Genomic DNA, 24,260 nt, shown 5'->3' with positions numbered 1-24,260 from the left:
GACGAGAGTCTATTCCTGCGCGACGGCCCTCTCGTTCGCGAGCGTCTCCAGAAGCGCGGCGATCTGTTGTGGGGAGTCCACACGGAGGGTCGCGGCGCTCTCCCCTGGTCCGACGCGCACGCCGAGGTCGCCCTCCTGCAGCACGCGCATCGCATCCTCGTCGGTCACGTCGTCGCCGGCGAAGAGGATGCCCGTCGCGTCGAAGCGCTCCCGGAGGGCGATCATCGCGGCGTCCTTGCCCTCGTTCCGCGACGAGAACTCCAGCACCCGGTGACCGGCGCGCCGCCGCCAGTGCGGGAAGCGTTCGGCGACGAGGGCGTCGATCTCGGCGAAGACCTTCTCCTCGGTGTCCCGGTCCGCGCGGCGGGTGTGCACGCCCATGCCGAAGGTCTTGGGCTCCAGCTCCGCCCCCTCGTAGCGGTCGATGATCGGCTGCGCGGCCGCCCACAGCTCCTCCCGCGCCCCGGTCTCGGTCGCATCGCCCGGCGCGTCGGCGGCCCCCTCGCCGGGGAACCAGTACTGCGCGCCGTGGGAGCCGGCGAGCACCACGACGGAGTCGTCGGTGTGCTCGGTGATCTCCCGGAGGTCGTGCATGCTGCGCCCGGAGACGTAGGCGACCACGGTGTCGGGCATCGCAGCGAGGCGATTCATCTGCACGGCCACCTCGGGAAGCGCCCGCGCGGCCATGGGGTCCACGACGAGCGGGGAGGCGGTGCCGTCGAAGTCGAGGGCGACCACCAGGCGCGGCGTCGTCGCGAGGGCGGTGAGGTCGGCGTCGGCGGTTCCGGGGATCCAGGGGCGCGTCACGGTGTCTCCGATCGAGAGGAAGTAGGGGGTGCAGGAAGGCGGTCAGCGGCTGCGGACGTCCGCGAGGGCCTCGAGGAAGGACGACGACCAGGCGTTCACGTCGTTGTCGAGAACACGTCGGCGCAGGGACCGCATGCGGCGTCCCTGCTCGGCGGGCGACATCTCCACGGCCTCCATGATCGCGTCCTTGAGCCCGGCGATGTCGTGCGGGTTGACGCGCACGGCCTGACGGAGCTCGTCCGCCGCGCCGGTGAACTCGCTGAGCACCAGCACGCCGCGGTTGTCCGTCCGCGTGGCGATGTACTCCTTCGCGACGAGGTTCATGCCGTCGCGCAGCGCCGTCACGAGCATGACGTCCGCCGCGAGGTACAGGGCGACCATCTCCTCGCGCGGGTACCCCTGATGCAGGTAGCGGATGGCGGAGTGGCCGACCGTGTCGTGGTCGCCGTTGATGCGGGCCACCGCGAGCTCGATCTCGTCCCGGAGGTGCGCATAGGCGTCCACCCGCTCCCGGCTCGGGCTCGCCACCTGGATGAGCGTGACGTCCTCCACATCGAGGCGGCCGTCTTCGAGGAGCTCGCCGTAGGCCTTGATCCGGTGCCCGATGCCCTTGGTGTAGTCCAAGCGGTCGACGCCGAGGAGGATGCGCTTCGGGTTGCCGAGGCTCGCGCGGATCTCCGCGGCCCGCGCCCGGACGTCCTCCCGCGCGGCGAGTTCGAGGTACGGGGCGGTGTCGATGGAGATCGGGAACGCCTTGGCGATCGCCGTCCGCGAGCCGCCCTGCTCCGGGACCGTGATGTTCGGCCCCTTCACCTCGTAGCGCAGCCGGCGTCGCACCGCGGTGAGGAAGTAGGTCGCGTCCTGCGCCCGCTGGAAGCCGATGACGTCGGCGCCGAGCAGTCCGCGGAGGACCTGGTCGCGCCACGGAAGCTGCGCGTAGAGGCCGTGCGCGGGGAACGGGATGTGGTGGAAGTAGCCGATCGTGACGTCGGGGCGCAGCTCGCGGACCATCTGGGGCACCAGCTGGAGCTGGTAGTCGTGGACCCAGACGGTGCCGTCCTCAGCGGCGGCGGCCGCGGCGGCCTCGGCGAACCGGCGGTTGACCCGCACATACGCCTCCCACCACTCACGGTGGTACTGCGGCGGGGCGATGACGTCGTGGTAGAGCGGCCAGATCGTGTCGTTGGCGAAGCCCTCGTAGTAGTCCGCGACCTCCTCGGAGCTCAGCGACACCGGGATGAGATGGATCCCGTCGGCGTCGAAGGCCTCGAGCTCCACGTCCGGCTGACCGGGCCAGCCGACCCAGGCGCCGTGCACGCGGCGCATCATCGGCTCGAGGGCGGCGACGAGGCCGCCGGGCGACGTCCGCCAGGTCTCCTCGCCGTCGGGCCCCACGACCCGGTCCACCGGGAGGCGGTTGGCGACGACGACGAAATCAGCAGCGGTCACAGGGGCACTCCTCGGTCCAGGAGCTTCCAACCTACCGAGGATGAGCGCCGACCGCTGGTCCGCGCTCAGGCCTTGACAGCGGACGTTCCGCGGTGCAGACCGCTGAGGGCCCAGTTGGCGAGACCCGCCGCGAACGCGATGCCGGCCGCGATCATCGGAAGCACGAGGGCGGCCGACGTGCCGAGACTCTCCGCGACCTCCCCCGCCACCGCGGCGCCGATCGACTGGCCGACGATCACGCCGGAGCCGAGCATCGTCATCACCGTCGCCGATCGGCCACGGGGGCTCCGCGCCGCTCCGAAGCTGTACTGGGTGACGAGGGTCGGGCCGATGCCGATGCCCATGATGGCCAGGGCGAGCATCATCCCCGCCGGCGAGTCGACGATGCCGAGCAGCAGCGAGCCGGCGAGGAGGACTCCGGAGAAGACGAGCCATCGCGCCCGGAGCGAGAACCGCGCGGGGAGCCACGCGACACCCAGGGCCAGCAGCGCGGAGCCGACGCCCATCACGCCGTACAGCAGGCCCGCCTGCTCCGGGGCGCCGAGGTCGGCCATGAGCGACGTGAGCGAGGTGAGCATGGTTCCGAAGAAGATGCCGACGCCGAGGATGCCGAGGACGACGATGAGGAGCTGCGGCCGGAACAGCTCGGAAACGGCGGAGGGCGCCCGACCGTCCTCGGTGCGGTCCTGCGAGACATGCCGTCCGCTCGGGTGCAGCGCGAAGGCCCCGACGAACACCAGGGTCAGCACGGCGGCGCCGACCAGCGGGGCCCAGGGTGCGAGTGCCGAGGCGAGGACGCCCACGAGGAAAGGACCGAACACGAAGACGGTCTCGTCGGCGGCCGACTCGTACGCCATCGTGCCGGAGACGGTGCGGGCGCGGCGCTCCGCCGGCATCCGCTCGCCGATGATCGTGACCAGACGGGAGCGCGAGAGCGGCGCCACCTGCGGAGCCGTCGCACCGATGCCGATCGCGGTGAGGAGCACGAAGCCGTCGGCGGCCGGACCGTAGACCACCGCGGTGAAGAGCAGGAGCATCGCCGCGTTGCCCACGGCGAGCGCGAGGAGGACCGTGCGCTGGCCGAAGCGGTCGGCGGCGGCGCCCAGGAGCGGGCCGAAGCAGGCGGTGCCGAGACCGACCGCAGCGGACGTGAGCCCGCCGAGCGACAGGGATTCCCGCGCCGACACGACGACGGTCAGCACGCCGACCACCATCATGGCGAAGGGCAGACGCGCGATGAACGCGATGAGGAAGTAGGGCAGGCCGGCGAGGCGGAAGAGGCTCGGCTCGGCGATATCGGGCGTGGTGCTGGCGTGTGTCATGGCTCTCGCGCGTCGACGACGCGATGTCGGGTGCCGCCGCTGTCCGCCGGAGATGCCGACGGCCGGTAGATACACGGTTTCTGCGGCCGCGGGCGAACCGCGACCCTCCCATGATATCCGGTGCCTCAGGACGCATGCCCTGCCAGTCGCTCCCCCGCCTTGTCAAGCCACCGACCCGCGTGCGCTCCCTGCGGGTACCGTAGGGGCATGCGCTACCTCTTCAGCACCGGACTCGTCGCCGCGATCTCGGCTGGGATCTCGCTGCTGCGCGGCACCCGCAACGAACCCATCACCTGGCGCTCGCTCCTGTCGTGGGTGAGCTGGGGCATCACCATGGCGCTCGCGGTCGGCGCGGTCGTCGACATGCGCCGTGAGCGCCACGGCGTGCCGGTGGACGCGGACTCCCCGCAGTCGGTGAAGAAGTCCAAGAAGGCGCAGCGTCTGCAGTTCCGTTCGCAGAAGGCCCTCGCCGACGCGCAGGGGCACGCCCAGGACAAGCGGTCCTGACGCACCCCCGCGCCTCCCGCGTCACCGGGTGAGGATGAGTGCCTCGCCCTGACCGCCGCCGCCGCACAGGCCGACCGCCGCGGTTCCGCCTCCCCGGCGGGCCAGCTCGTGCGCGACGTGCACCACGAGGCGGTTGCCGGAGGCACCGATCGGATGACCGATCGCGATGCCGCCGCCGTGCACGTTGACGATCTCCCCGTCCAGCCCGAGCTCGGTCTGCGAGCGGGCCACGACGGCCCCGAACGCCTCGTTGATCTCCACGAGGTCGAGGTCCTGCGGCGTGATGCCCTGTTTCCGGCATGCCTGCTCGATCGCCCGCGCCGGCTGCGCCTGGAGCGAGTTGTCCGGGCCGGCGGTCTGGCCGCTCGCCCCGACGGTCACGAGCACCGGCCAGCCCTTGGCCTCGGCCGTCCCGCGAGTCGTGACGACGACGGCGGAGGCGCCGTCCGAGATCTGGGATGAGTTGCCCGCCGTGATCGAGCCGCCCTCGGCGAAGGCGGCGCGCAGTCCCGCGAGGGTCTCCACCGTGGTCTCGGGGCGCACCCCCTCGTCTCGGGTCACCCGCACGGGTTCGCCCCGGCGCTGCGGCACCTCGACGGCGACGATCTCCGCGTCGAGCACACCGCTCTCCTGCGCGGCGGCGGCCCGCTGATGCGAGAGCGCGGCGACCTGGTCCTGGGCCTCCCGGGTGAGTTCGTAGCGCGCGTTGTGCCGCTCAGTGGACGCGCCCATGCTCTCCCGGTCGTAGGCGTCCGTCAGCCCGTCGTAGGCCATGTGGTCGAGGACCTCGACGGTGCCGTAGGTCCAGCCATCGCGCGATCCCATGAGCAGGTGCGGTGCGCGGGTCATGGACTCCATGCCAGCGGCGACGACGACCTCGGCGTCCCCGGTCCGGATCATGCGCGCCGCGTCGATCACGGCCGTGAGACCGGACAGGCACACCTTGTTCACGGAGTGGGCGGGGACGTCCCAGCCGATCCCGGCGCCGATGGCGGCCTGACGGGCGGCGTTCTGTCCCGACCCCGCGGCGAGCACCTGCCCCACGATGACCGCATCGACGTCTGCCGGGTCCACCCCGCCCTGCTCCAGCGCACCGCGGATCGCGAACGATCCGAGCTGCGGCGCGGTGAAGGCGGCGAGCTGTCCTTTCAGCCGCCCCTGCGGGGTGCGCGCCGCGGCGACGATGACGACATCGTTCTCACTCATTGATCTCGGTCCTTCCGTTGTCCAGTTCCGGGGCGAGGCGGAGAGGCGGCTCCGTGGCCTGCCGCACTTGCTCCACCGAGACGTCGGGCGCGAGCTCGACCAGGACGAGCCCGTCCGGCGTCACGTCGATCACCGCGAGGTCCGTGATGATCCGGTCCACGACGCCGCGTCCGGTCAACGGCAGCGTGCACGCGTCGACGATCTTCGCCGAGCCGTCCTTGGCGACGTGCTCCATCAGCACGATCACCCGTCCGGCGCCGTGCACGAGGTCCATCGCACCCCCTGGGCCCTTGACCATCTTGCCGGGGATCATCCAGTTCGCGAGATCGCCCGTGGCGGAGACCTGCATCGCCCCGAGGATCGCGGCATCGATCTTCCCGCCGCGGATCATGCCGAAGCTGAGGGCGGAGTCGAAGAACGCCGCCCCGGGCAGCGTGGTCACCGTCTCCTTCCCCGCGTTGATGAGATCCGGGTCGACCTCGTCCTCCCGCGGATAGGGCCCGACCCCGAGGATGCCGTTCTCCGACTGCAGCACCACGGTCACGTCGGACGGGACGTGGTTCGGCACGAGCGTGGGCAGGCCGATGCCGAGGTTCACATACGCGCCGTCCGGCAGCTCGGCCGCCGCACGCGCGGCCATCTGGTCTCTCGTGAGCGCCATGTCAGGCTCCTTCCGCGGCGACGGTCCGTCGCTCGATGCGCTGGGGGATGTCCTCGCCGACTTCGACGATCCGGTGCACGAAGACGCCGGGCAGGTGGATCGCGTCCGGGTCGAGCTCTCCCGGTTCGACGAGCCGCTCCACCTGCGCGATGCACACGCGCCCGGCCATCGCAGCGAGCGGGTTGAAGTTCCGCGCCGCCTTCCGGAACACGAGGTTGCCGTGCCGGTCGCCGCGGACCGCATGGACCAGGGCGAAGTCGGTGGTGATCGCCTCCTCCAGCACGAACTCGCGCGGTTCGCCGTGCACCGTGAACGTGCGTACGTCCTTGCGCGGCGAGGCCACCGCGATCGAGCCATCGGCGTGGTACCGGCGAGGCAGACCGCCCTCGGCCACCTGGGTGCCGACGCCCGTCTGGGTGAAGAACGCCGCGATTCCGGATCCTCCCGCCCGCAGCTTCTCGGCGAGCGTGCCCTGCGGGGTCAGCTCCAGCTCGAGCTCCCCGGACAGGAACTGCCGCTCGAACTCCTTGTTCTCCCCCACGTACGACGACGTCATCTTCCGGATGCGCTGCGCGGCGAGCAGGATGCCGAGGCCCCAGTCGTCCACCCCGCAGTTGTTGCTGACGACGCTCAGGTCTGTCGTGCCCTGGGCGAGGAGCGCCTCGATGAGGGCGATCGGGTTCCCGGAGAGCCCGAAGCCTCCGACCGCGAGCGAGGCGCCGTCCGGGATGTCGGCGACCGCGGCCGCCGCGGACTCCCATTGCTTGTCGATCACGTCTGCTCCTTCGGTTCCGTGTCCCCACCAGCCTCCCGCCCCGGCGGAGCCATGACCAGCGCCCTCTTGCGATGTGGACGCCCGCGCCACTAGCGTCCACTATGTGGACACTGCGACGAACCCGGTCCCCGGCACTCAGGCGGTCGCGCGGGCAGCGCGGCTCCTGCGACTGGTGACGGCCGCCGGCACCGACGGCGCCACCCTGCAGGAACTCGCCGGCAGCGCCGGCCTCTCCCGGCCCACCGCGCATCGCCTGCTCAGCGCCCTCCGCGCGGAGGGACTCGTCGACCGCGACGCCGACAGCACGCGCTGGATGCCCGGACCCGAGCTCTTCCTCATGGGATCCGTGGCCGCCGCACGATACGACGTGACGGCCCTGGCCCGGGACATCGTGCGGTCGCTCGCCGTGAAGACTGAGGAGAGCGCGTTCTTCTCCGTCCGCCGCGCGGACGAGACGGTCTGCCTGCTGCGCGAGGAGGGGTCGTTCCCCATCCGCTCGTTCGTGCTGAGCGAGGGGGTGCGCTTCCCGCTCGGCGTGGCGAGCGCCGGCCTCGCGATCCTCGCGTTCCTCCCCGACCACGATGTGGATGCCTACCTGGAGCGCCATCCGGAGCTCGTCGAGAACTGGGGACGCGCTCATGGCGAGCGCCCGTTGCGGAAGCGCCTCGCCGAGACGAAGGAACGCGGGTTCGCCGTCAACCCCGGCCTGATCGTCGAGGGGAGCTGGGGCCTCGGCGCGGCGGTGTTCGACCGCGCCGGACGCCCGGAGTGGGCGCTCAGCCTCACCGGTGTCGCCTTCCGCTTCGGCCCGGAGCGTCAGGCCGAGCTGGGCCGGATCCTCCTCGCTCACGCGCATCAGCTCTCGGCGAGGATCGCGCACGCCCGACGGTGACCTTAATACATACCAGCCGGTATATACTTTCTGGTATGAATCGCTCTGAGGTCATCCCGTCGCTCGTGCTCTCGGGCTACGCGCTGGGTCGCATCGCCGCCCAGGACGCGGGGAACGAGGCGCCCGCCGCGCAATGGCGGGTGCTCAGCCTGCTCGACCAGTCGGGTCCCCGTCGCGTCGGCGAGCTCGCCGCGGCGGCCCGCACGACACAGCCCGGGATGACCCGGTTGCTCGGCACCCTCGAACGCGAGGGCCTCGTCCGCCGCTCCCCCGACCCCGACGATTCCCGTGCCACCGTCGTCGCCGCGACCCCCGACGGCACGGCGGCCCTGGCCGCCTGGCGCTCCGAGTTCCGGGAGACGATCGCACCGCGGTTCGCCGACCTCGACGACGACGACTGGCATGCCCTCACCCGTGCGGCCGAGATCCTCGCCGCCCGCACCTCTGCCGACCGGACAGGAGACATCCGTTGAACACCGCCCCCGCTACACCCGCCCCCTCGGTCTGGCGGCAGCCGGCCCAGGTATGGGCCGTCGCCTTCGCGTGCGTCGTCGCTTTCATGGGCATCGGCCTCGTCGATCCGATCCTCCCGGCCATCGCGGAGTCCCTCGAGGCCACGCCGGTCGAGACGGAACTGCTGTTCACCAGCTACCTCCTCGTCACCGGCCTCGCGATGCTCGTCACCAGCTGGATCTCCAGCCGGATCGGCGCCAAGGCGACCCTCCTCGTCGGTCTCGGCCTGATCGTCGTGTTCGCCTTCCTCTGCGCGATCAGCGGCAGCGTCGACGCGGTCATCGGCTTCCGTGCCGGCTGGGGGCTGGGCAACGCGCTGTTCATCTCGACGGCGCTGGCCACGATCGTCGGCGCCGCATCCGGCGGCAGCAGCGCGGCCATCGTGCTGTATGAGGCGGCACTCGGCCTCGGCATCGCCGTGGGTCCCCTGCTCGGCGGCATCCTCGGCGAGCAGAGCTGGCGCGGCCCGTTCTTCGGCGTCGTGGCCCTGATGGCCATCGCCTTCATCGCCGTGCTCGTGCTGCTGCGGGGTCCGGGCGAGAAGCGCACGCCGGTGAAGTTCTCCGCCCCCTTCACGGCCCTGCGCCGTCCCGCGCTCGCGATCCTCGCCGTGGCCGCCCTGTTCTACAACATCGGCTTCTTCGTGCTGCTCGCGTTCTCGCCCTTCCCCCTGGGCTTCGGCGCGATGGGCATCGGCCTGACCTTCTTCGGCTGGGGTGTCGCCCTCGCGATCACCAGCGTGTGGGTCGCGCCGGTGCTGATGCGCCGGATGCCGCGGACGCACGTGATCCTCACCGTGCTGCCCCTGCTCGCCGTCGATCTCGTGGTCGCGGGACTCGTGGTCGCCGAACCGGCCGCTCTCGTCGTGTGCATCATCGTCGGCGGTCTGCTCCTCGGCATCATGAACACCGTGCTGACCGAAGCCGTCATGGAGGCGACAGACCTCCCCCGCTCCGTCGCCTCCTCGGCCTACTCCGCAGTCCGCTTCCTCGGCGGCGCGATGGCCCCGCCGATCGCCGCCCTGCTGTGGCACCTGTTCAGCGCCACCGTGCCGTACCTCTTCGCCGCCGCCGCCGTCCTGCTGGCCGCGCTGACGATCCTCCTCGGCCGGAAGGTCCTCGCGCACATCGACGACGAGCCGGCTGATGCGACCGCCGAGGACGCGGCGGCGATCCTCGTCGGTGACGCCGGCTGACCTGCTCGGCTACCGTGGGGGCATGACCGACGCTCCTCCCCTCCCCGAGCGCAGCCGACGGGTGCAGGAACACCTCCTCGCGGCCGGTGTCGAGACCGAGATCCGGGTTCTTCCGGACTCGGCGCGCACCGCCGCCGAGGCGGCCGCCGCCATCGGCTGCGACGTCGCCGCGATCGCCAACAGTCTCGTCTTCCTCGCCGACGGCCGCCCCGTCCTCGTCATGACCAGCGGCGGGCACCGGGCGAACCTCGCCGTCCTGGCGCGAAGCGTGGGGGCGAGCGAGGTCGTCATGGCACCGCCCGCCACCGTGCGCGACGCCACCGGACAGGCGATCGGCGGAGTGGCGCCCGTCGGCCATCCCACGTCCCTCCCGACCTTCATCGACAGCGCGCTGCAGGTGTACGACGTGGTGTGGGCGGCGGCGGGCCACCCGCACACCGTCATGCCGCTGACCTTCGCCCAGCTGTCGGATCTGACCGCCGGCACGGTGATCGAGGTCGTCTGACCCGATGTCCGCGCCATGCCCCATGATGGAGGCGATGCCGGCCGCGGCGCGAGCGACCGGCCAGACGGAGGCGATGACATGTGCGGACGATTCGCGAACGACGCGACGACGGACGAGCTGATCCGGGAGTTCGTCGCCGAGGGCGGCCGACCGGAGGACTGGTGGAAGTCCTGGCATGGCGCGTACTCGATCGCCCCCACCGAGAGCGCCCCCATCGTCCGGGACCGCGGCGAGGGCCGCATCCTCGAACTCGTGCGGTGGGACTGGCAGAGTCCCCCCAACCGTCCGCAGCGCGCCCCGCTGATCAACGCACGGATGGAGAAGCTCGCCGCCGGATTCTGGGCGCCGGCGTTCTCCGCCGCGCGGTGCCTCGTGCCGATGCGCGGGTACTTCGAATGGACGGGTGAGAAGGGCCACAAGACCCCGCACTTCCTCCACGGTGACGGCCTGCTCGCCGCCGCCGGCCTCACCTGGTCGATGGAGCATGAGGGAGAGAAGGTGCGCTGCTTCGTCGTCGTCACCCGGGAGGCACGCGACGCCGGTGGGGAGGTGCACGACCGGATGCCCGCCTTCCTGACCCCGGACACTTGGGACGCCTGGCTCACACCGGAGAAGCTCACCGGGCAGACCAAGCTCGACACGCTGGCGATGCTCGACCACACCTCCGCCGATGTCGCCGCGACGCTGCACGGCTACGTCGTCGACCGCAAAGTGAGCAACACGCGCACCGTCGATCCCGCGGATCCCACGCTCCTCGACCCGGTCGGGTGAAACGCGGCGACACGCGCGGACGCACGACACCCCGTGGGATAGGAGATCGGGCGGATGTGTGAAACGCTGAGCACACCCCACACCAGCGGTCACCCCGGCCGCGCCTCTTGGCACAGGTTCCCGTGGAGAGAAGGGAGTCTTGCGATGGGCAAGTTCATCTACGAGAACAGCGTCAAGGTCGACATCGAAGACCGCGCTCTCACTCACATCCAGCTGGTCATGACCGCGAAGCTCCGCCGTGGCGAGCCCTTCGGCTTCACCTGGAAGGACGACGTCAGCATGGGCGGCGGCCGCACGACGGTCTGGATCCATGCCGGAAGCTCGCTGGTTTACAAGTACCACGGCAGTCGCCAGCCCAGCGTCAACCGCGCCTGGATCGAGGCCCTCGCATTCACCGCCAACGCCCCGAGCGGTCTGTACCTCGTCCCCGAGCCTGCGGACCAGCAGCAGCCGGACGGCAGCGAGAGCGCGCTCACCCGCTCCTAACACGAGGGTCGACAGGGTTCAACCCCTCTTGTCGGGGATCGAGGTGGTTCGTACCGTGGAGCCCATGGGGAACCAGACGGGAATGACGACGACGCACATCGAGATCGATGGGCACGACTTCCTCCTGCCTCGCAGCACGGATGTCGCGGACCTCATGTCTCGGATCGAGGCAGCGGCGCGCTCGCAACCGACGTTCATCGACTTGGCGACCGGCGACGCTCTGACGAGCGTGCTCATCACCGCGCAGTCGCGTGTCGTCGTCTACCTGATCCGCGAGGACGCCGGCCACGACGCCCCCATCGACGTGCGCTCCACGCTCGACTGGGATCTCTGAGCAGCACGGTCCGCTCGTAGACTGGACGGATGCTTGTCGCCCTCATCCGCCCCCGAGGATCCATGACCGTCGACGTCACCGGGACATCCCTCGAAGACGTCCACGCCCAGCTCGATGCTCATCGTGAGCCGGGCTACGCGCTCACTTCCGCCCCGGTGCGCATGCTCAAGGGTGAGGCGAAGATGGAGGCCACGGGGACGTTCCAGCGCGTCGACGGCGTCGAGCAGATCGAGGCCGAGGACATGGCGGGCATCGAGGCGAAGGTCCCGGAGGGCTGGCAGCTGCTCTCGGTCCGCCGGGCCTGACGCGCGCGCCACCCGCCGCCACAGCGCGCGTTTCCGATCCCCGCGTCGGCAGGTCGTCGCCTCCGCCCCATGCCGGTTCGAAAAGGTGCCTCTCCCGGCCGCGAGAGGCACGGTTTCGATCCCGCCCTGAGCGATCCAGCCCCGAAACAGGCAGAGAAAAAGCCCCGGAGATGGCGAGATCTCTGAGGCTTGTTCCGTGCACCCCCAGGGACTTGAACCCTGAACCCACTGATTAAGAGTCAGTTGCTCTGCCGATTGAGCTAGAGGTGCGTGGCCCGGGATAACCCCGACCGAGGAATTACATTACCAGCGGTTGGCGCCGACACGAAATCCAGCGCGGCCCGGGCGTGGCTCGGGCGTTTCGCCCCCTCATCCTGGCCGATGGTCTCTGCGGGCGCCGTCGGGGCGGCGACTATCCTGAGAGCGTGACCGCCACTCCCGACGCCGCCGACCTGCGCGCCGATCTCCAGCTCGCCCTCCGCCTAGCCGACGCCGCGGATGCCCAGTCGCTCCCGCGTTTCGACGCCGCCGACCTGGAGATCTCCACGAAGGCGGACCACTCGCACGTGACGGACGCCGACCTGGCGACGGAGCGGGCGATCCGCCGGATCCTCGAGGAGGAACGTCCCGACGACGGCATCTTCGGCGAAGAATTCGGCGCTCAGGGCAGCACCGCCCGGCAGTGGATCATCGACCCGATCGACGGCACCGCGAACTTCCTCCGCGGTGTCCCGCTGTGGGGCACGATGATCGCCCTCGCGATCGACGGCGTGCCGCGCGTCGGCGTGGTCAGCATGCCCGCCCTCGGTCGACGCTGGTGGGCGGCGGCCGGACATGGCGCCTGGACCGTCAGCGACCGCAACGAGCGCCGTCTCGCCACCTCCACCGTCTCCTCGCTGGACGAGGCCAGCGTGAGCTTCCAGAGCATCGCGCAGTGGCGTGACGCCGGGCAGCTGGATGCCCTGCTGCGCCTGAGCGCGCACGTCTGGCGCGATCGGGCGTACGGCGACGTCTACGCCTACATGCTCCTCGCCGAAGGGCGACTGGAGGCGGTCGCGGAGTTCGATGTGAAGGAGTACGACATCGCAGCGGCTGTGGCGATCGTGAATGAGGCCGGTGGGCGCATGACGGCATTCGACGGCTCCGAGACGATCTCCGCCCGCTCGACACTCGCTACCAACGGCACCCTTCACGACGAGTTCCTCCGTCTCCTGCACGACTGACTACCCCGAGGCCACGATGACCACCCGACGACTCGCGATCCTGACCGGTCTCGTGCTCGCGGGAGCCGCCCTGACGGCGTGCACGGGTGGCGGCCCCCCTGAGCCGTCGGCGCCGGGCTCGGCTGCTCCCACGGGAGACGGCGGCGCGAGCGCGACACCGGGCGGGGACGAGCTCACGTGCGAGTCGATGATCTCCGAAGGCACCGTCGCGGCCCTCACCGACGCCGGCTGGACGGCAGAGCCACGCGAGTTCCGCGTCGGGGACGTCGAGCTGACGCAGGGACTCCTCTGCTTCTGGGCGGACTTCAGCGTGCCCTCGGACCACGGTCAGATGTACGGCTGGTCCCCCCTGTCCGCCGAGGAGGCGGAGCGCGCACAGGCGGGGCTCGAGGAGGAGGGGTGGCGGAGCGAGGAAGACGCTCAGGGCACGTACGTCACCGAGGACCCGCAGTTCGCCATGAGCACGGACGAGGACGGGTACGGCATGACGTATCTCTTCGGGGACGGCTGGGTGAAGGTCGCCGACACGAAGCAGGGGCTCCTCCTCATCGAGGGACAGCGCTGACGCCGCACACCACTCGGGCTGGTGTTGTCAAGCCGCTGGGCCTGAGGCCGCAGACGGACGAGGCTGGTGACATCCGTCGAGGAAAGGAATGCGCATGGGTAACGACAGCGACCGCAACGACATCAGCACCGAGCCCTCCCCCGGCCCCGAGGAGAACGACAACCTCGGCGCCGAGGACAACAAGGGCGAGCCGCGCACCGTTCCGCCCACGGACTCGGACGACGACGGCGACGACGTGCGCGCCGAAGACCCGGACCGCTCGCACTGAGCCGCTCGTCCGGATGCCAGGAGCCCCGCCTCGCGAAGAGGCGGGGCTCCTGCCATGTCACTCGGTCGTGGAGCCTTGGACGATCTCGTCGACGAGCGTGATGCCTCCGGTGGAGTTCGCCGATTGCATGAGGTCGTCGATCCACTTCGGGTTCAGCTTGGGCGGCTCCCGCCCTTCGAACGTGAAGCGCAGCGGGATCGACGGATGCAGCCAGATCGTGGAGCGTCCGTACGCATCGCCCTCGGGGTGGGTCCACGACACCGTGAAGCTCTCGTTGCGTCGGAGCTTCGTCGCGATCACGACCTTGAGGTGCGCGAGCGCGCGGTCCTCGATGTGGAGCTGGCTCGTGCTGTCGTACATGATGAACCCCATGTGCGAATGGTAGGCCTCGCCCGACTCCGCCACCAGGGCCGTCATGCCACGCCTCCCCACCCGCGTCTCAGCCGCGGACGTCCCTCGGGTCGTTGCCGTAGCTGTTCCGCTCCCCGATCGTGCCGTCCTCCCGTCGGATGAGGTGCTCGACCTGACGCGCCCGAGCGGTCTCACGCCCGACGCCGACCGCCTCGTCCTTCGTGTCATGCGGCCCGCTGAACGTGTTCACCTCGCCCTGGACGCGATTGAACCAGCCGCCTTCCTGGTGGAACGTGTCGACATCGCCCTTCGGCATGGCGTCTCCCTTCGTCGTGAATCCCATTGGTAGCGCGCGATGCCGCTCGTCTCCGACCCCCTTGCGCCCGCGCCGGATCGGTCGTACGCGACCGCAGATCCGTTCGCGTCCCCCGAAGAGGGGACGGACACCCGGCCCTCGCGCCTGCGATCATCGCGGTGAGGGAGTCGAACGGGCGGGCGCTGTCCCGCCGATCGGGGAAGGAGACTTCTGATGACGACCGACATCATCGCGGGGCCGTTCCTGACGGCGGTCCGCGAGGCCTGGGACCGTGGGCGGGGAACACTCATCGTCCCCCGGGATTTCACCCTGACGCAGTTGGCGGCCGGAGCGGGGTCGCTGAGCGCAGAGGTCACCGACTCGACGGGGACCCGGTTCGGCTTCCGCGTTCCGCTTCCGGCAGCCGCCCGGTGGGAAGGGAGGGCACAAGGTGGTGAAGGCACTCCGGAGCACTGGGCGCTGTGGAGCGTCATCATCCCGCTCATGGAGGAGCTGGAGACGGACGCCGGGCGCCGCTTCACCCCCGACGCCGACGGCGTCCGCTGGGTGACCGCATAGTCGATCGCGGTCACCGCGCCGCGGAGCCTATCGCAGGCCGTCTTCGCAGTCGCTTCCCCGGCGGGCTTCCCACCAGAGCGCGTACTCGGGCCCCTCCGCGGTCTCGATCGTCCACGGTGGGAAGGTGATGTAGCGGTCGAGCGCGAGGGCCCACGAGCTGTCTGCTCTGGTCGATCCGGGGTCGTCGGCAGGAAGCTCGTCCTCTGTGGACCAGGACTCGGCCAGATGGGTCTTCGCCCATTCGTAGATGAGCTGGCCCGTCTGAGACCAATCGCGGTCGTTCATCTCTTCCGCGATCTCCGGGGGCATCGGCGCGCGGTGCGGGGTCCTGTAGTCGTAGGTACACGAGTACGTCCGCCCGTCGTCGCCGACATAGCTCAGCGCGATGGTCACGTTCGTGACCAGGTCCCCCCTCCGCCCCAGCACCCCCGCTGCGGCGACGAGGAGCACGGCTGCCACCACCACCGCGATCACCGCGACGAGCCAGCCGGTGCGGCGCCGCCGACTCCGCACGGACGGGCGGGGTTCGGACGACACCCTCCCATCGTAGCCAGCTCGACGTTCCGACCCCGCGGGGGTCTCTGCGGCCCGTTCCCCGACACGAAGAAGCCCGCCTCCCCGGATACATGACCAGGGAGGCGGGCCTCGTTCTGTGCGACAGCGACCTGGTGGAGCTGGGGGGAATCGAACTATGCCTCGCCCCGCATGACAGTTCGGCACCCGCGGAATCACGCGGAGAAAGCGATGGTAAGCGATGGTCGCTTACGTCGTGCGATGGGGGCGGGGGTGGGCAGAATGCCGGCACGCGGCCACGTCACGCAGCCATGCCGGTGCGACGAGCGCGAGCGGCCGCACGAACTGCGCCGAGCTCACGAACGCGACGCGCGGTGAGCGGCTCGGCCGCGATCCCGACGATCGACTCCGCCGCACGGACGAGCAGCTGATAGTAACGAGCCGGCGTCATGCTGAGCTCGGGACCTATCCGCCCACCCTTTCTCCGACAAATGTCCCGGCCAGCTCCACTCGAACGCAAGCAGTACCTCGGGCCTCACCCGTAGTGCTCCTTGCGAGCGGCAGCGCGGACATGCCGCTTCCAACCGCTCGCGGCGGCCTTCTCCGTAGCGCCGGAGCCCTTGCTCCCGCATTCACACGTCCACACCACGCGCGGATGCCCATTACGGTCTTCCCCGCTATCCAGGTCGATGATCTGATGCACGATCACGATCCTCACCCCGACCGCCGACGTTCAGTCCGTCGGCGGTCTCACCTAGACTCGAGATCTCTCGGCCGGCGAAAGGACACCCGGCCACCATGCGGCTCTCGCGCGAAACCCTGCTCAGCATCCGCCTCGACGCCGTCTGCTCGAGGAACCGGTACACGAAAGACCCCGCGCCGGTCGTCGACGAGCTCCGCGCGACGGCGAGCATAGCGGCGTCGGGGAAGGTCTGGGCGGCGAGGACGTCCGCGAGCTGCAGGAGGCCGGCGCGGTCGCGTTGGACGCAGAGGTGGGCGATGTTGCGGTGGTTGACGGCGTTGGTGCCGTGTCCGGGCTCGCGGGTGGAGTCCACGTAGCCCTCCAATCGAGTCGCTTCGATGGTGGGGGTTAGGTCCCGGCGTGTGTTGGTAGCGCGCGTCGGGGCCGTTCTGGTGGGAGCACGAGAGCCCCGGAGCTGGTGTGCTTCGCGGGGCTCTCGACGCCTGATCTCCGGGGGGGCGAGACCGGTACAAGCATCAATCTATGGTCTGATATCACTCGGCTGTCAACTCGACCTTTTCGCGACTCATCGGTGTGGTGGATAGCCTCAACGCATGGACATTCAGATGGGAGCCGCAGCTGCGAGCACCTCACCGGTGAATCCGTTGTTCGCTCTCCTCGTTGGCGCCTTCGGGGCCGCTGTGCTCACGGTGTCGGGCGGACTGATCGGCGTGTGGATCCAGTCGGTTCGTGAGCATCGGAAGTGGCTGCGCGAACGACGGTTCGAGGCCTACCTCGACTTCATGACCGATATGTCCCTCATCGCGCGCATCGTGCGGACCGAGCCCAATGAGGAAAACGCGAAGGAACTGAAGGCGAAGGTACTTGCCTGGCACGAGGCGAGCGATCGCTCACTGGATGCAGTATCCATCCTGGGCCCGAAAGCAGTCAACGCAGCTGGTCAGGACTGGATGGGCGCGACTCTCGCGTTCGTCGAGGACCGGACTGACGCACGTGACGTTGCAATGAGGAAGGGTCGCTGGCAGTTCCTGATCACCGTTGGCAAGGAGCTCGGTTCTAAGAACGTCGGGGAAGCTCCGCCGGTGGCGAGGCCGCTTTAGCCCGCGGCTCGCGGCCGCCGTCGCCCGTCGCGATGGCGGCCGATTGGCCTCTGTGGGTGGCCAATGTGCGGCGTAGGCGCCACTGGTGGGCGGGGTTCGCGTCGAGGCGATCGCGCCAGTGCGCCAGGAGGACGTCTTCTTCGACGACGCGGACACCCTGCCCGTACTGGTTCTGGTTCTCCCATGTCATGTGCATGCCTGCCTTGCGCCATCGATTGATCGTGCGGACGGATCGGCGGACGCGGCGGGCGGCTTCGCGGTAGGCAAGGGGCGACATAGATCAATTACTCCGCTCCTATCGCACGGCCGATAGAGTGCGGTCCATGGATAGCGGGTGGGCGGTAGTTCTAGGAGCAGTGATCGCTCTCGTCGGCAGCGCGGTCCTGCCCTGGGTCCGGGAGTGGTTCACGGAAGGTCGGGCGGAGCGGCGCCGCGTGGAACAGGCGAAGGCCGCCGCCATCAAGGACGTCGTACACGCATTGACGAAGCTGGCGACCGTCCTTCCAAGCTCGAACGGTGAGACGCGTGAGCAACTCGAAGTGGACGCGCAGGATGCCATGACCTCGCTCGAGTTGCTGTTGGCGTTGAGGGAGCAACCTGTCGCTGCCATGCTGGAGGCCGCCTTCAGCGACGCTTGCAGCTCGGACATGCGCCTGCGCCCAATCGCGAAGGCCGCGGTCCCTCCGCTCCTTGGAGCCTGGTTCCGAGGAGGCTTCTCGCCGTTGGAGGTGGAAGCCTCATACCGACGGAACCGGGCAGAAGCAGTAGGTGCACATTCCACCGAGTGATCAGCATCCATTCTCTCGTCAGCCACCCGCGCTGCCAGCCGCAGGTGTGTAAGTGCGCGGCAGACGAGGCAGACCCTGGGTAGGCGGGCTTGTCCGTCGGGTCCGTCGATCCAGTCGACGGTGACGCCGACCTCGCCGCAACGGGTGCAGAGCTCTGGGCGAGCGCGACGGGTCGTGTGCATGTCGAGACTGCTGCGAGCGCGGCGGATGAGGCGGAAGAGCTGCTCCTCGAGCTCGTCTAGGTCGGGCCTGGGTGGGATCTCGTAGACGACGTCGGAGAGCCACGCGTTCGCGGCGAAGGCCCACTCGCGGGCGAGCTCGACGTCGCCGGGCAGCCCGGCGGGCAGCCCCGGCGCCTCAAGCCCGAGCCGAGTCGAGTCGAGGCGACGACGAGGTAAACGCGGAGCGCGTCCCACACGGCGCGAGCTTTGCGGGACTCGGGTCCACCGACGAGCGGGACGTTGTCGTAGAACCCGCCGCCAGCGATGCGCTCGGTCAGCTGCGAGGCGCGCACACCGCGGACGGCCAGCGCCATCGTGCCGGTGGTTTCGGCGAGGGCGGGCAACTGGTCAATGTGCCAGAGGAATCGGTCGGCCCATTCGCGGTAGGCGGCGTCCGGGTCGATAGCGTCGAGCGGAACCATGGCGCTCATCTCGTCGCTACCGCTACAGTGCACGCATGACGAACGAAAACCCGTGGCAACAGCTCCTTGACCAGTTGCCGGAAAACGCAAGCATCACCCGAGGGCTGGTCGAGAACATCCGGGAGTCGACCACCGACGGTCTTGTGGGGCCGATGGACATGAGTGTCGCTCTCGTCGGGGCAGTCGTGCAGCTTGAGAGACGCATCCTCGCCTTAGAGGGCGACGGCGAAGCCGAGATCAGCGGCGGCGGAATCCCGGTGTTCGATCCCGACGACCGCCCTTGGGAACGCTAGTCCCCGCATCTGCCCGCCCATCACGACTCTCCTCGCTGGAAGCTCCCTTTAGCAGGCAGGCCCAGCCGGCGACGCCAGCTGGAGGTAAGCGGCTGTGACCTGCCCATCTGGCGCGCGATCATGCCGTCCGTTTCGCCTTGATCGTGGAGCAGGCGCATTTGCGCGATGTCAACGTCGCTCATCGGCCGTCGCTTCTTGAGGGTCAGTGCGGCTCTGGCTTCCGTGCCGGCTTGAGCTGGTCACCGACGAACGCCATCGCTGTGCTGTGGCCGTCGAACGGTCCGTGCATCGTGCCATCAGGGGCGAACGCGACCCATGCGTGTCGCACCGCCCACTTCGAGGGCGCGGCCGGCTTCGGCTGCTCCCGAGCAGGCTCGATCGGTCGTAGGACAGTGCCAGGCTCAACAGGCGCAGCCTGCACGGGCACCTGCGGTCGCTTCTTCGGCGCGGGCATAGGCGGGATCTCCGGGTTGAGGCCGAGCTGGTCAGCGATCTCGCCCGGTGTCGCGCCGGCCTTCGCGAGTTTCTGGTAGCGGTAGTCACCCAAGGCGAGGGCGCGGGTCCTGGTTCGCACGCGCGACCGAGGAAGCCCGCATCGAGCGGCTCACCCCGCACGACCTCCGCCACACCGCGGCCTCCCTCACCATCAGCTCAGGCCCCCACGTCAAGGCCGTGCAGCGCATGCGCGGCCACAAGTCCGCCGCGATGACCCTCGACACCTACGCCGATCTATTCGACGACGACCTCGACGACGTCGCGAACCGGCTCGACGAGCGAGCGACGGCAGCAGATGTGGGCAAAGTGTGGGCAGGCATCGCCGCCTGACGAGTAATCCACAACGCAAAAAAGACCCGCCTCCCTAGTGGTTACTAGGGAGGCGGGCCTCGTTCTGTGCGACAGCGACCTGGTGGAGCTGGGGGGAATCGAACCCCCGTCCAACGCTGAGTCTCCACGCCTTCTCCGGGCGCAGTCTGTGGAAGCGTTCTGCTCGGCTCCGACCTTTGTCACAGACACCTAAGTCGACGAGCCCAGCCTGGGAAGAGTCCCACGTGACGTCCAGACGCCGTCACGCAGCAAGATTCCTAGATGACGCCAGGATCCGTATCGGAATCACATACGGTCTGACGGACTATCGGGCTCGCTTAGGCAGCGAGGGCGAAGTCGTTGCGCTTGGATTCGGCAACTATTGTTTTGCAGAGAGCGTTTACGAGATAACTCTGCATCCTCGGCCCGCTTCTCGTGGATTCACAGGCGCTGTCGAAACCGATCAGCCCCGTGGTCCTTCTCTCGAAGGAGCCGCTGTCACACTGTGGAATTGTCAGCCTCGGACGACGAACACCCGAGCATCACAGGATACAACGTTCCCGCCCGCGTCGCCATTCCACGCCGCCGGCGGAGGTCGCGTAGAGTCGGCGCCATGAGCGATGTGACTGTCACCGTCCGCGGCGAGCACGAGGCCCGTCTGGCTCCGGAGCGCGCCACCGTCCGCGTCGCGGTCCGCGCGGAAGGGCCGGACCGCGCCGCGGTCGTCGACCATGTGATGCGCCTGGCCGAGCCCGTGCGGACCAGCATCGTGGGCCGCGTGGAAGCCGGCTCCGCTCTCGACTGGAGCAGCACCCGCCTCTCGGTCCGTGCGGAGCGCCCGTGGAACGCCGACGGGAAGCGTCTCGCCCCGGTCTACTACGCGAGCATCGACGTCACCGCGACCTTCGCCGAGGCGTCGGAACTGTCGGTCTGGATCTCCGACATCTCCGCCTGGGATGGTGTCGAGGTCGGCGGTGTCGACTGGCACCTCACCCCCGAGACCCGCGTTCGCGTGGAACGAGAGGTGGCCACGCAGGCCGTCCACGTGGCCGTGACGAGAGCCGAGGCCTACGCCGCCGCGCTCGGCCTCGCCGACGTGGCTCCTATGGAGATCGCCGATACCGGCCTGCTCTCCGCCACGGCGCCGACGCCCGGCACACCGCTGGGGAAGGCGCGCGGTGCCGTCGCTTTCGCGGCCGACACCTCGCCGGCCATGGAGTACGAGCCGCAGGACATCGTCATGACGGCGACCGTCGAGGCGCGCTTCCTCGCTCGCTGAGCCTCCGCCGTCAGTCGCTGACGACGTAGGCCGCGAGGTCGGCGGCGAGACGCTCGGACACGTGCGCGTGCACCGCGGTCCCTGCCTCCTGGTGCTCGACGGACAGCAGCATCCCGGTCTCGTGGATCGCCGCGACGAGGTCACCGCGGTCGTACGGGATCACGGCGTGGAGCTCGACGGCCGGCTTCGGCAGCGCCTCCTCGATCGCCGCGCGGAGCTCGACGATGCCCTCGCCGGACCGTGACGAGACGAAGCGCGCCTGCGGCTCCAGGCCGCGCAGCACGAGCCGCTCGTCCTCGGGGATGAGGTCGGCCTTGTTGAAGACGACGATCTCCGGCATGTCGCGCACGCCCACATCGCCCATCACGTCGCGCACGGTCTGCAGCTGGCCGGCCGGGTCGGGGTGCGAGCCGTCGACCACATGCAGCACGACGTCCGCGTCACCGACCTCCTCCAACGTGGAGCGGAAGGCTTCGACGAGCTGGTGCGGCAGGTTGCGCACGAATCCCACCGTGTCGGTGAGCGTGTACACGCGGCCGTCTTCGGTCTCGGACCGACGGACGGTCGCATCGAGGGTCGCGAACAGCGCGTTCTCCACAAGCACGCCCGCGCTCGTCAGAGCGTTGAGCAGACTCGACTTCCCGGCGTTCGTGTACCCGGCGATGGCGACGGAGGGGATGGTGTTGCGCTTGCGTTCGGCCCGCTTCGCCTCGCGCGCGGGCGCGAAGTCGCGGATCTGCTTGCGCAGGAGCGCCATCTTCGTCCGGATGCGTCGGCGGTCGAGCTCGATCTTCGTCTCACCGGGTCCGCGCGAGCCCATGCCCGCGCCTCCGGCGCCGACCTGTCCACCGGCTTGGCGGCTCATCGACTCACCCCAGCCGCGCAGGCGCGGCAGCAGGTATTCGAGCTGCGCGAGCTCGACCTGGGCCTTACCTTCTCGGCTCTTGGCGTGCTGGCTGAAGATGTCGAGGATCACGGTGGTCCGGTCGATCACCTTGACCTTCACGACGTCTTCGAGCGCACGTCGCTGGCTGGGGGCCAGCTCGGTGTCGGCGATCACGGTGTCGGCGCCGACGGCGGCGACGATATCCTTCAACTCCTGCGCTTTGCCGCGTCCCAGGTAGGTGGCGGCGTCCGGGTGCGGACGGCGCTGCAGCACGCCGTCGAGCACGACGGCGCCTGCCGTCTCCGCGAGCGCGGCGAGCTCACGCAACGAGTTCTCCGCGTCCTCCTGGGCGCCCTGCGGATACACGCCGACGAGCACGACGTTCTCGAGCCGCAGCTGGCGATACTCGACCTCGGTGACGTCTTCGAGCTCCGTCGACAGACCGCCCACACGCCGCAGCGCATGCCGGTCCTCGAGGTCCCACTGGTCGCCGTCTGCGGTCGAGTGCGCGGCCGTCGCTTCGTCCTGGAGCGCCTGCGCGGCGCCGAACATCCGCACCTCCGAGCGCTTCTCTGCGTTCGCCAGCACGCGGTCGACCGTCTGGTCGTCGGTGGAGGGTGTCTTCGTCTCCGTCATCCGTTCCTGTCTCTGGTTTCCTCGCGAGCCTTAACCTTAGCCCGCGCCGTCCGGTACGCTCACCGTATGGGGTCCGACCACTACTTCACTGCGGCCCCGGCTAGCCCCGAGAACCTGCGCAAGATCCGCGTATCCCTGGCAGGACGTGAGCTCGAAGTGACCACCGCGGGTGGCGTCTTCAGCCCGGATCGACTCGACGCCGGCACCGCAGTGCTTCTCGCCAACATGCCTCCGGTTCCACCGGGAGGTCATCTTCTCGACCTCGGCAGCGGGTGGGGGCCGATCTCCCTGTCGATGGCGCTGGCCGCTCCGCACGCGACCGTCTGGGCGGTCGATGTGAACGAGCGGGCTCTGGACCTCGTGCGTCGCAACGCCGCAGCCCTCGGCCTCACCAATGTCAACGCCGCACTGCCCCAAGATGTTCCCGCCGACGTGACCTTCCGCACGATCCGATCCAATCCCCCGATCCGGGTGGGGAAGAACGAGCTGCACGGTCTGCTCGAGAAGTGGATCCCGAGGCTCGACGAGCGCAGCGATGCGTGGCTCGTCGTCCAGCGGAACCTCGGCGCCGACTCCCTGCAGCGCTGGATCGCGGCGACCTTCCAGCCCGGCTACAGCGTCTTCCGGACGGCGACCGGCAAGGGGTACCGCATCCTCAAGGTGCGCAAGCACGGAACACCGCCGACGGAGCCCATCGACCTCGTCTGAGAGGTCCGCCCCGCGACCTCAGACGAGGTCGACCTCACCCTGATAGACGAGCTGCGCGGGCCCGGACAGGGCGACGTGCTCCCCGTCTTCGGCGGGGAACATGCGAACTCCGAGCGTGCCGCCCGGAACCTCGACCTGCCAGTTGTCGGGGGCCTGTGCGCCGGCCCAGTAGCGCACAGCGAGAGCCGTGGCGGCGACACCCGTCCCGCAGCTCAGTGTCTCGCCGACGCCGCGCTCGAAGACACGCATCCGCACGTGCCCGATGCCGTCGCGCACGAGGGGCTCACCGGGCACCACGAACTCGACGTTGGCTCCCGCGGGCGGAGCCGGCTCCAGCTCGGGCGTGCGGGTGAGTTCCAGCAGTCCGAGCTCCGCGTCCGAGGCCAGTGCCACCACGACGTGCGGGTTCCCGACGTCGATGCCCAGTCCCGGACGGGTGACGGTCAGCCCGTCCGCGCGCACCAGCGGGTCGTGTCCCGACAGCTTCCACGCGCCGAGGTCGACCTGATAGCCGCTCACGCTGCGGGTGACGTCACGGACGCCGGCTCTGGTGCCGATCGGGAGCGTGCTGCCGGGCTCGATCGCCGCGAGACCCGAGCGGACGAGGTAGTGGGCGAAGACCCGGATCCCGTTCCCGCACATCTCCGCGACGGAGCCGTCGGCGTTGCGATAGTCCATGAACCATTCGGCATCCGGCTCTTCTGCCAGGGCGGCTGCACCCTCCGGGATCGCGGACGAGCGCACGACGCGCAGCACGCCGTCCGCGCCGATGCCGAAGTGGCGATCGCAGAGCACGGCGACCTGCTCCGCCGTCAACTCCAGGTGCCCGTCGGGGTCGGCGATGATGATGAAGTCGTTGCCGGTACCGTGCCCCTTGGTGAATGCGACCATGGGACCA

The 24,260-nt window shown here is 69.6% G+C and carries 32 protein-coding genes, 1 tRNA gene, 1 other RNA gene and 1 pseudogene; 19 read left to right on the top strand and 16 right to left on the bottom strand.

Features of this window, described 5'->3' with window-relative positions:
* Positions 1-9: 9 nt before the first annotated feature.
* The 3 genes from otsB to IZR02_RS07135 all read right to left on the bottom strand — a co-directional run bounded on the left by otsB (position 10) and on the right by IZR02_RS07135 (position 3,578).
* The gene (gene otsB, locus IZR02_RS07145) at positions 10-807 is read right to left on the bottom strand and encodes a trehalose-phosphatase (protein ID WP_025103265.1); all 798 of its coding nucleotides are present in this window, start codon (positions 805-807) and stop codon (positions 10-12) included.
* Positions 808-849: 42 nt separating this feature from the next.
* On the bottom strand, positions 850-2,256 hold the full coding sequence (locus IZR02_RS07140; RefSeq protein WP_025103264.1) for an alpha,alpha-trehalose-phosphate synthase (UDP-forming): 1,407 nt from the start codon (positions 2,254-2,256) through the stop codon (positions 850-852).
* Between the two features lie 65 nt (positions 2,257-2,321).
* Positions 2,322-3,578 (bottom strand): MFS transporter, encoded by a 1,257-nt coding sequence (locus tag IZR02_RS07135; protein ID WP_025103263.1) that lies wholly within the window; start codon positions 3,576-3,578, stop codon positions 2,322-2,324.
* A gap of 207 nt (positions 3,579-3,785) precedes the next feature.
* Between IZR02_RS07135 and IZR02_RS07130 the strand changes: the two genes are divergently transcribed.
* A complete protein-coding gene (locus IZR02_RS07130; protein ID WP_025103262.1) occupies positions 3,786-4,085 on the top strand; it encodes a hypothetical protein in 300 nt (99 codons plus the stop codon).
* A 21-nt stretch (positions 4,086-4,106) separates the two neighbouring features.
* Here the strand turns inward: IZR02_RS07130 and IZR02_RS07125 are convergent, their stop codons facing one another.
* Genes IZR02_RS07125 through IZR02_RS07115 form a run of 3 tightly spaced genes read right to left on the bottom strand, consistent with a single transcriptional unit; the run spans position 4,107 to position 6,727 of the window.
* Positions 4,107-5,291 carry an acetyl-CoA C-acetyltransferase gene (locus IZR02_RS07125; protein ID WP_025103261.1) on the bottom strand — a complete coding sequence of 395 codons (1,185 nt, stop codon included), beginning with the start codon at positions 5,289-5,291 and terminating at the stop codon, positions 4,107-4,109.
* Entirely contained in the window at positions 5,284-5,952 is a 669-nt protein-coding gene (locus IZR02_RS07120) for a CoA transferase subunit B (protein WP_025103260.1), read from the bottom strand. The genes IZR02_RS07125 and IZR02_RS07120 overlap by 8 nt, the downstream gene beginning before the upstream one ends.
* Before the next feature lies 1 nt (position 5,953).
* Positions 5,954-6,727, bottom strand: a complete 774-nt coding sequence (locus IZR02_RS07115; protein WP_025103259.1) for a CoA transferase subunit A — start codon at positions 6,725-6,727, stop codon at positions 5,954-5,956.
* A 103-nt stretch (positions 6,728-6,830) separates the two neighbouring features.
* Here IZR02_RS07115 and IZR02_RS07110 point away from each other — a divergent pair, with 103 nt between their 5' ends.
* The 8 genes from IZR02_RS07110 (at position 6,831) to IZR02_RS07075 (ending at position 11,728) form a co-directional block, all read left to right on the top strand.
* Positions 6,831-7,619, top strand: a complete 789-nt coding sequence (locus tag IZR02_RS07110) for an IclR family transcriptional regulator (protein ID WP_025103258.1) — start codon at positions 6,831-6,833, stop codon at positions 7,617-7,619.
* Positions 7,620-7,654: 35 nt separating this feature from the next.
* Positions 7,655-8,092 carry a MarR family winged helix-turn-helix transcriptional regulator gene (locus tag IZR02_RS07105; protein ID WP_025103257.1) on the top strand — a complete coding sequence of 146 codons (438 nt, stop codon included), beginning with the start codon at positions 7,655-7,657 and terminating at the stop codon, positions 8,090-8,092.
* On the top strand, positions 8,089-9,327 hold the full coding sequence (locus IZR02_RS07100; RefSeq protein WP_025103256.1) for an MFS transporter: 1,239 nt from the start codon (positions 8,089-8,091) through the stop codon (positions 9,325-9,327). The genes IZR02_RS07105 and IZR02_RS07100 overlap by 4 nt, the downstream gene beginning before the upstream one ends.
* 22 nt (positions 9,328-9,349) lie before the next feature.
* Positions 9,350-9,832: a YbaK/EbsC family protein gene (locus tag IZR02_RS07095; RefSeq protein ID WP_025103255.1), complete on the top strand. Its 483-nt coding sequence runs from the start codon at positions 9,350-9,352 to the stop codon at positions 9,830-9,832.
* 78 nt (positions 9,833-9,910) lie between these two features.
* A complete protein-coding gene (locus IZR02_RS07090) occupies positions 9,911-10,603 on the top strand; it encodes an SOS response-associated peptidase (RefSeq protein WP_025103254.1) in 693 nt (230 codons plus the stop codon).
* 144 nt (positions 10,604-10,747) lie between these two features.
* Positions 10,748-11,089, top strand: a complete 342-nt coding sequence (locus tag IZR02_RS07085) for a DUF7882 family protein (protein ID WP_025103253.1) — start codon at positions 10,748-10,750, stop codon at positions 11,087-11,089.
* A gap of 64 nt (positions 11,090-11,153) precedes the next feature.
* A complete protein-coding gene (locus IZR02_RS07080) occupies positions 11,154-11,423 on the top strand; it encodes a hypothetical protein (protein ID WP_126893022.1) in 270 nt (89 codons plus the stop codon).
* A gap of 29 nt (positions 11,424-11,452) precedes the next feature.
* Entirely contained in the window at positions 11,453-11,728 is a 276-nt protein-coding gene (locus tag IZR02_RS07075) for a hypothetical protein (RefSeq protein ID WP_025103251.1), read from the top strand.
* A 197-nt stretch (positions 11,729-11,925) separates the two neighbouring features.
* Here IZR02_RS07075 and IZR02_RS07070 read toward each other — a convergent pair.
* Positions 11,926-11,998, bottom strand: a tRNA-Lys gene (locus IZR02_RS07070).
* Between the two features lie 155 nt (positions 11,999-12,153).
* Here IZR02_RS07070 and IZR02_RS07065 point away from each other — a divergent pair.
* The 3 genes from IZR02_RS07065 (at position 12,154) to IZR02_RS07055 (ending at position 13,784) form a co-directional block, all read left to right on the top strand.
* Positions 12,154-12,951 carry an inositol monophosphatase family protein gene (locus IZR02_RS07065; protein WP_025103250.1) on the top strand — a complete coding sequence of 266 codons (798 nt, stop codon included), beginning with the start codon at positions 12,154-12,156 and terminating at the stop codon, positions 12,949-12,951.
* A gap of 16 nt (positions 12,952-12,967) precedes the next feature.
* Positions 12,968-13,516, top strand: coding sequence for a hypothetical protein (locus tag IZR02_RS07060; RefSeq protein ID WP_025103249.1), 549 nt, complete (start codon positions 12,968-12,970; stop codon positions 13,514-13,516).
* Positions 13,517-13,610: 94 nt separating this feature from the next.
* Entirely contained in the window at positions 13,611-13,784 is a 174-nt protein-coding gene (locus IZR02_RS07055) for a hypothetical protein (protein ID WP_157544451.1), read from the top strand.
* A 57-nt stretch (positions 13,785-13,841) separates the two neighbouring features.
* On the opposite strand, the gene IZR02_RS07050 is transcribed toward IZR02_RS07055, so the two are convergent.
* Together IZR02_RS07050 and IZR02_RS07045 are read right to left on the bottom strand one after the other, a co-directional pair.
* Positions 13,842-14,156 carry a DUF7882 family protein gene (locus IZR02_RS07050; protein ID WP_025103247.1) on the bottom strand — a complete coding sequence of 105 codons (315 nt, stop codon included), beginning with the start codon at positions 14,154-14,156 and terminating at the stop codon, positions 13,842-13,844.
* A 67-nt stretch (positions 14,157-14,223) separates the two neighbouring features.
* Complete coding sequence (locus tag IZR02_RS07045; RefSeq protein WP_025103246.1) at positions 14,224-14,451, bottom strand: DUF2188 domain-containing protein; 228 nt, start codon at positions 14,449-14,451, stop codon at positions 14,224-14,226.
* Between the two features lie 213 nt (positions 14,452-14,664).
* On the opposite strand from IZR02_RS07045, the gene IZR02_RS07040 reads away from it, so the two are divergent.
* Positions 14,665-15,009 carry a hypothetical protein gene (locus IZR02_RS07040; protein WP_025103245.1) on the top strand — a complete coding sequence of 115 codons (345 nt, stop codon included), beginning with the start codon at positions 14,665-14,667 and terminating at the stop codon, positions 15,007-15,009.
* A 27-nt stretch (positions 15,010-15,036) separates the two neighbouring features.
* Here the strand turns inward: IZR02_RS07040 and IZR02_RS07035 are convergent, their stop codons facing one another.
* The 3 genes from IZR02_RS07035 to IZR02_RS07025 form a co-directional block, all read right to left on the bottom strand.
* Positions 15,037-15,546, bottom strand: coding sequence for a hypothetical protein (locus IZR02_RS07035; protein WP_025103244.1), 510 nt, complete (start codon positions 15,544-15,546; stop codon positions 15,037-15,039).
* Positions 15,547-15,823: 277 nt separating this feature from the next.
* Entirely contained in the window at positions 15,824-16,042 is a 219-nt protein-coding gene (locus IZR02_RS07030) for a DUF3263 domain-containing protein (protein ID WP_257721409.1), read from the bottom strand.
* A 157-nt stretch (positions 16,043-16,199) separates the two neighbouring features.
* The gene (locus tag IZR02_RS07025; protein ID WP_157544449.1) at positions 16,200-16,577 is read right to left on the bottom strand and encodes a hypothetical protein; all 378 of its coding nucleotides are present in this window, start codon (positions 16,575-16,577) and stop codon (positions 16,200-16,202) included.
* Positions 16,578-16,818: 241 nt separating this feature from the next.
* Here IZR02_RS07025 and IZR02_RS07020 point away from each other — a divergent pair, with 241 nt between their 5' ends.
* The 3 genes from IZR02_RS07020 to IZR02_RS07010 all read left to right on the top strand — a co-directional run bounded on the left by IZR02_RS07020 (position 16,819) and on the right by IZR02_RS07010 (position 19,049).
* Positions 16,819-17,325, top strand: coding sequence for a hypothetical protein (locus IZR02_RS07020; protein ID WP_025103242.1), 507 nt, complete (start codon positions 16,819-16,821; stop codon positions 17,323-17,325).
* Positions 17,326-17,681: 356 nt separating this feature from the next.
* Positions 17,682-18,113, top strand: a complete 432-nt coding sequence (locus IZR02_RS07015) for a hypothetical protein (protein WP_025103241.1) — start codon at positions 17,682-17,684, stop codon at positions 18,111-18,113.
* Positions 18,114-18,791: 678 nt separating this feature from the next.
* Entirely contained in the window at positions 18,792-19,049 is a 258-nt protein-coding gene (locus tag IZR02_RS07010) for a hypothetical protein (RefSeq protein WP_025103239.1), read from the top strand.
* A 202-nt stretch (positions 19,050-19,251) separates the two neighbouring features.
* On the opposite strand, the gene IZR02_RS07005 is transcribed toward IZR02_RS07010, so the two are convergent.
* Positions 19,252-19,623, bottom strand: coding sequence for a hypothetical protein (locus IZR02_RS07005; protein WP_025103238.1), 372 nt, complete (start codon positions 19,621-19,623; stop codon positions 19,252-19,254).
* On the opposite strand from IZR02_RS07005, the pseudogene IZR02_RS07000 reads away from it, so the two are divergent.
* Positions 19,602-19,874: pseudogene (locus IZR02_RS07000) on the top strand (tyrosine-type recombinase/integrase); the annotation flags it as partial. The gene IZR02_RS07005 and the pseudogene IZR02_RS07000 overlap by 22 nt on opposite strands.
* A gap of 80 nt (positions 19,875-19,954) precedes the next feature.
* Here the strand turns inward: IZR02_RS07000 and ssrA are convergent.
* Positions 19,955-20,324: a transfer-messenger RNA gene (gene ssrA / locus IZR02_RS06995) on the bottom strand.
* 142 nt (positions 20,325-20,466) lie between these two features.
* Here ssrA and IZR02_RS06990 point away from each other — a divergent pair.
* Positions 20,467-21,132, top strand: a complete 666-nt coding sequence (locus IZR02_RS06990; RefSeq protein WP_025103237.1) for an SIMPL domain-containing protein — start codon at positions 20,467-20,469, stop codon at positions 21,130-21,132.
* Positions 21,133-21,142: 10 nt separating this feature from the next.
* Here IZR02_RS06990 and hflX read toward each other — a convergent pair whose 3' ends face one another.
* Positions 21,143-22,654 (bottom strand): GTPase HflX, encoded by a 1,512-nt coding sequence (gene hflX, locus IZR02_RS06985; RefSeq protein ID WP_025103236.1) that lies wholly within the window; start codon positions 22,652-22,654, stop codon positions 21,143-21,145.
* Between the two features lie 66 nt (positions 22,655-22,720).
* Between hflX and IZR02_RS06980 the strand changes: the two genes are divergently transcribed.
* Positions 22,721-23,362, top strand: a complete 642-nt coding sequence (locus IZR02_RS06980; protein ID WP_025103235.1) for a class I SAM-dependent methyltransferase — start codon at positions 22,721-22,723, stop codon at positions 23,360-23,362.
* A gap of 18 nt (positions 23,363-23,380) precedes the next feature.
* Here the strand turns inward: IZR02_RS06980 and dapF are convergent, their stop codons facing one another.
* A complete protein-coding gene (gene dapF / locus IZR02_RS06975; protein WP_025103234.1) occupies positions 23,381-24,253 on the bottom strand; it encodes a diaminopimelate epimerase in 873 nt (290 codons plus the stop codon).
* Between the last annotated feature and the right edge of the window lie 7 nt (positions 24,254-24,260).

The organism is Microbacterium paraoxydans (genome assembly GCF_019056515.1).
GTDB lineage: Bacteria > Actinomycetota > Actinomycetes > Actinomycetales > Microbacteriaceae > Microbacterium.
Note: the sequence above shows the minus strand (reverse complement) of the source record. Positions and strands in the feature narration are given on the sequence as shown.

Coding starts and splice junctions, on each gene's coding strand:
- IZR02_RS06990 (WP_025103237.1), top strand. CDS start 20,467: ATGAGCGATGTGACTGTCACCGTCCGCGGCGAGCACGAGGCCCGTCTG.
- IZR02_RS07045 (WP_025103246.1), bottom strand. CDS start 14,451: ATGCCGAAGGGCGATGTCGACACGTTCCACCAGGAAGGCGGCTGGTTC.
- IZR02_RS07095 (WP_025103255.1), top strand. CDS start 9,350: ATGACCGACGCTCCTCCCCTCCCCGAGCGCAGCCGACGGGTGCAGGAA.
- IZR02_RS07080 (WP_126893022.1), top strand. CDS start 11,154: ATGGGGAACCAGACGGGAATGACGACGACGCACATCGAGATCGATGGG.
- IZR02_RS07020 (WP_025103242.1), top strand. CDS start 16,819: ATGGACATTCAGATGGGAGCCGCAGCTGCGAGCACCTCACCGGTGAAT.
- IZR02_RS07085 (WP_025103253.1), top strand. CDS start 10,748: ATGGGCAAGTTCATCTACGAGAACAGCGTCAAGGTCGACATCGAAGAC.
- IZR02_RS07010 (WP_025103239.1), top strand. CDS start 18,792: ATGACGAACGAAAACCCGTGGCAACAGCTCCTTGACCAGTTGCCGGAA.
- IZR02_RS07125 (WP_025103261.1), bottom strand. CDS start 5,291: ATGAGTGAGAACGATGTCGTCATCGTCGCCGCGGCGCGCACCCCGCAG.
- hflX (WP_025103236.1), bottom strand. CDS start 22,654: ATGACGGAGACGAAGACACCCTCCACCGACGACCAGACGGTCGACCGC.
- IZR02_RS06980 (WP_025103235.1), top strand. CDS start 22,721: ATGGGGTCCGACCACTACTTCACTGCGGCCCCGGCTAGCCCCGAGAAC.
- IZR02_RS07135 (WP_025103263.1), bottom strand. CDS start 3,578: ATGACACACGCCAGCACCACGCCCGATATCGCCGAGCCGAGCCTCTTC.
- IZR02_RS07105 (WP_025103257.1), top strand. CDS start 7,655: ATGAATCGCTCTGAGGTCATCCCGTCGCTCGTGCTCTCGGGCTACGCG.
- IZR02_RS07075 (WP_025103251.1), top strand. CDS start 11,453: ATGCTTGTCGCCCTCATCCGCCCCCGAGGATCCATGACCGTCGACGTC.
- IZR02_RS07055 (WP_157544451.1), top strand. CDS start 13,611: ATGGGTAACGACAGCGACCGCAACGACATCAGCACCGAGCCCTCCCCC.
- IZR02_RS07040 (WP_025103245.1), top strand. CDS start 14,665: ATGACGACCGACATCATCGCGGGGCCGTTCCTGACGGCGGTCCGCGAG.
- IZR02_RS07060 (WP_025103249.1), top strand. CDS start 12,968: ATGACCACCCGACGACTCGCGATCCTGACCGGTCTCGTGCTCGCGGGA.
- dapF (WP_025103234.1), bottom strand. CDS start 24,253: ATGGTCGCATTCACCAAGGGGCACGGTACCGGCAACGACTTCATCATC.
- IZR02_RS07050 (WP_025103247.1), bottom strand. CDS start 14,156: ATGGGGTTCATCATGTACGACAGCACGAGCCAGCTCCACATCGAGGAC.
- IZR02_RS07120 (WP_025103260.1), bottom strand. CDS start 5,952: ATGGCGCTCACGAGAGACCAGATGGCCGCGCGTGCGGCGGCCGAGCTG.
- IZR02_RS07130 (WP_025103262.1), top strand. CDS start 3,786: ATGCGCTACCTCTTCAGCACCGGACTCGTCGCCGCGATCTCGGCTGGG.
- IZR02_RS07090 (WP_025103254.1), top strand. CDS start 9,911: ATGTGCGGACGATTCGCGAACGACGCGACGACGGACGAGCTGATCCGG.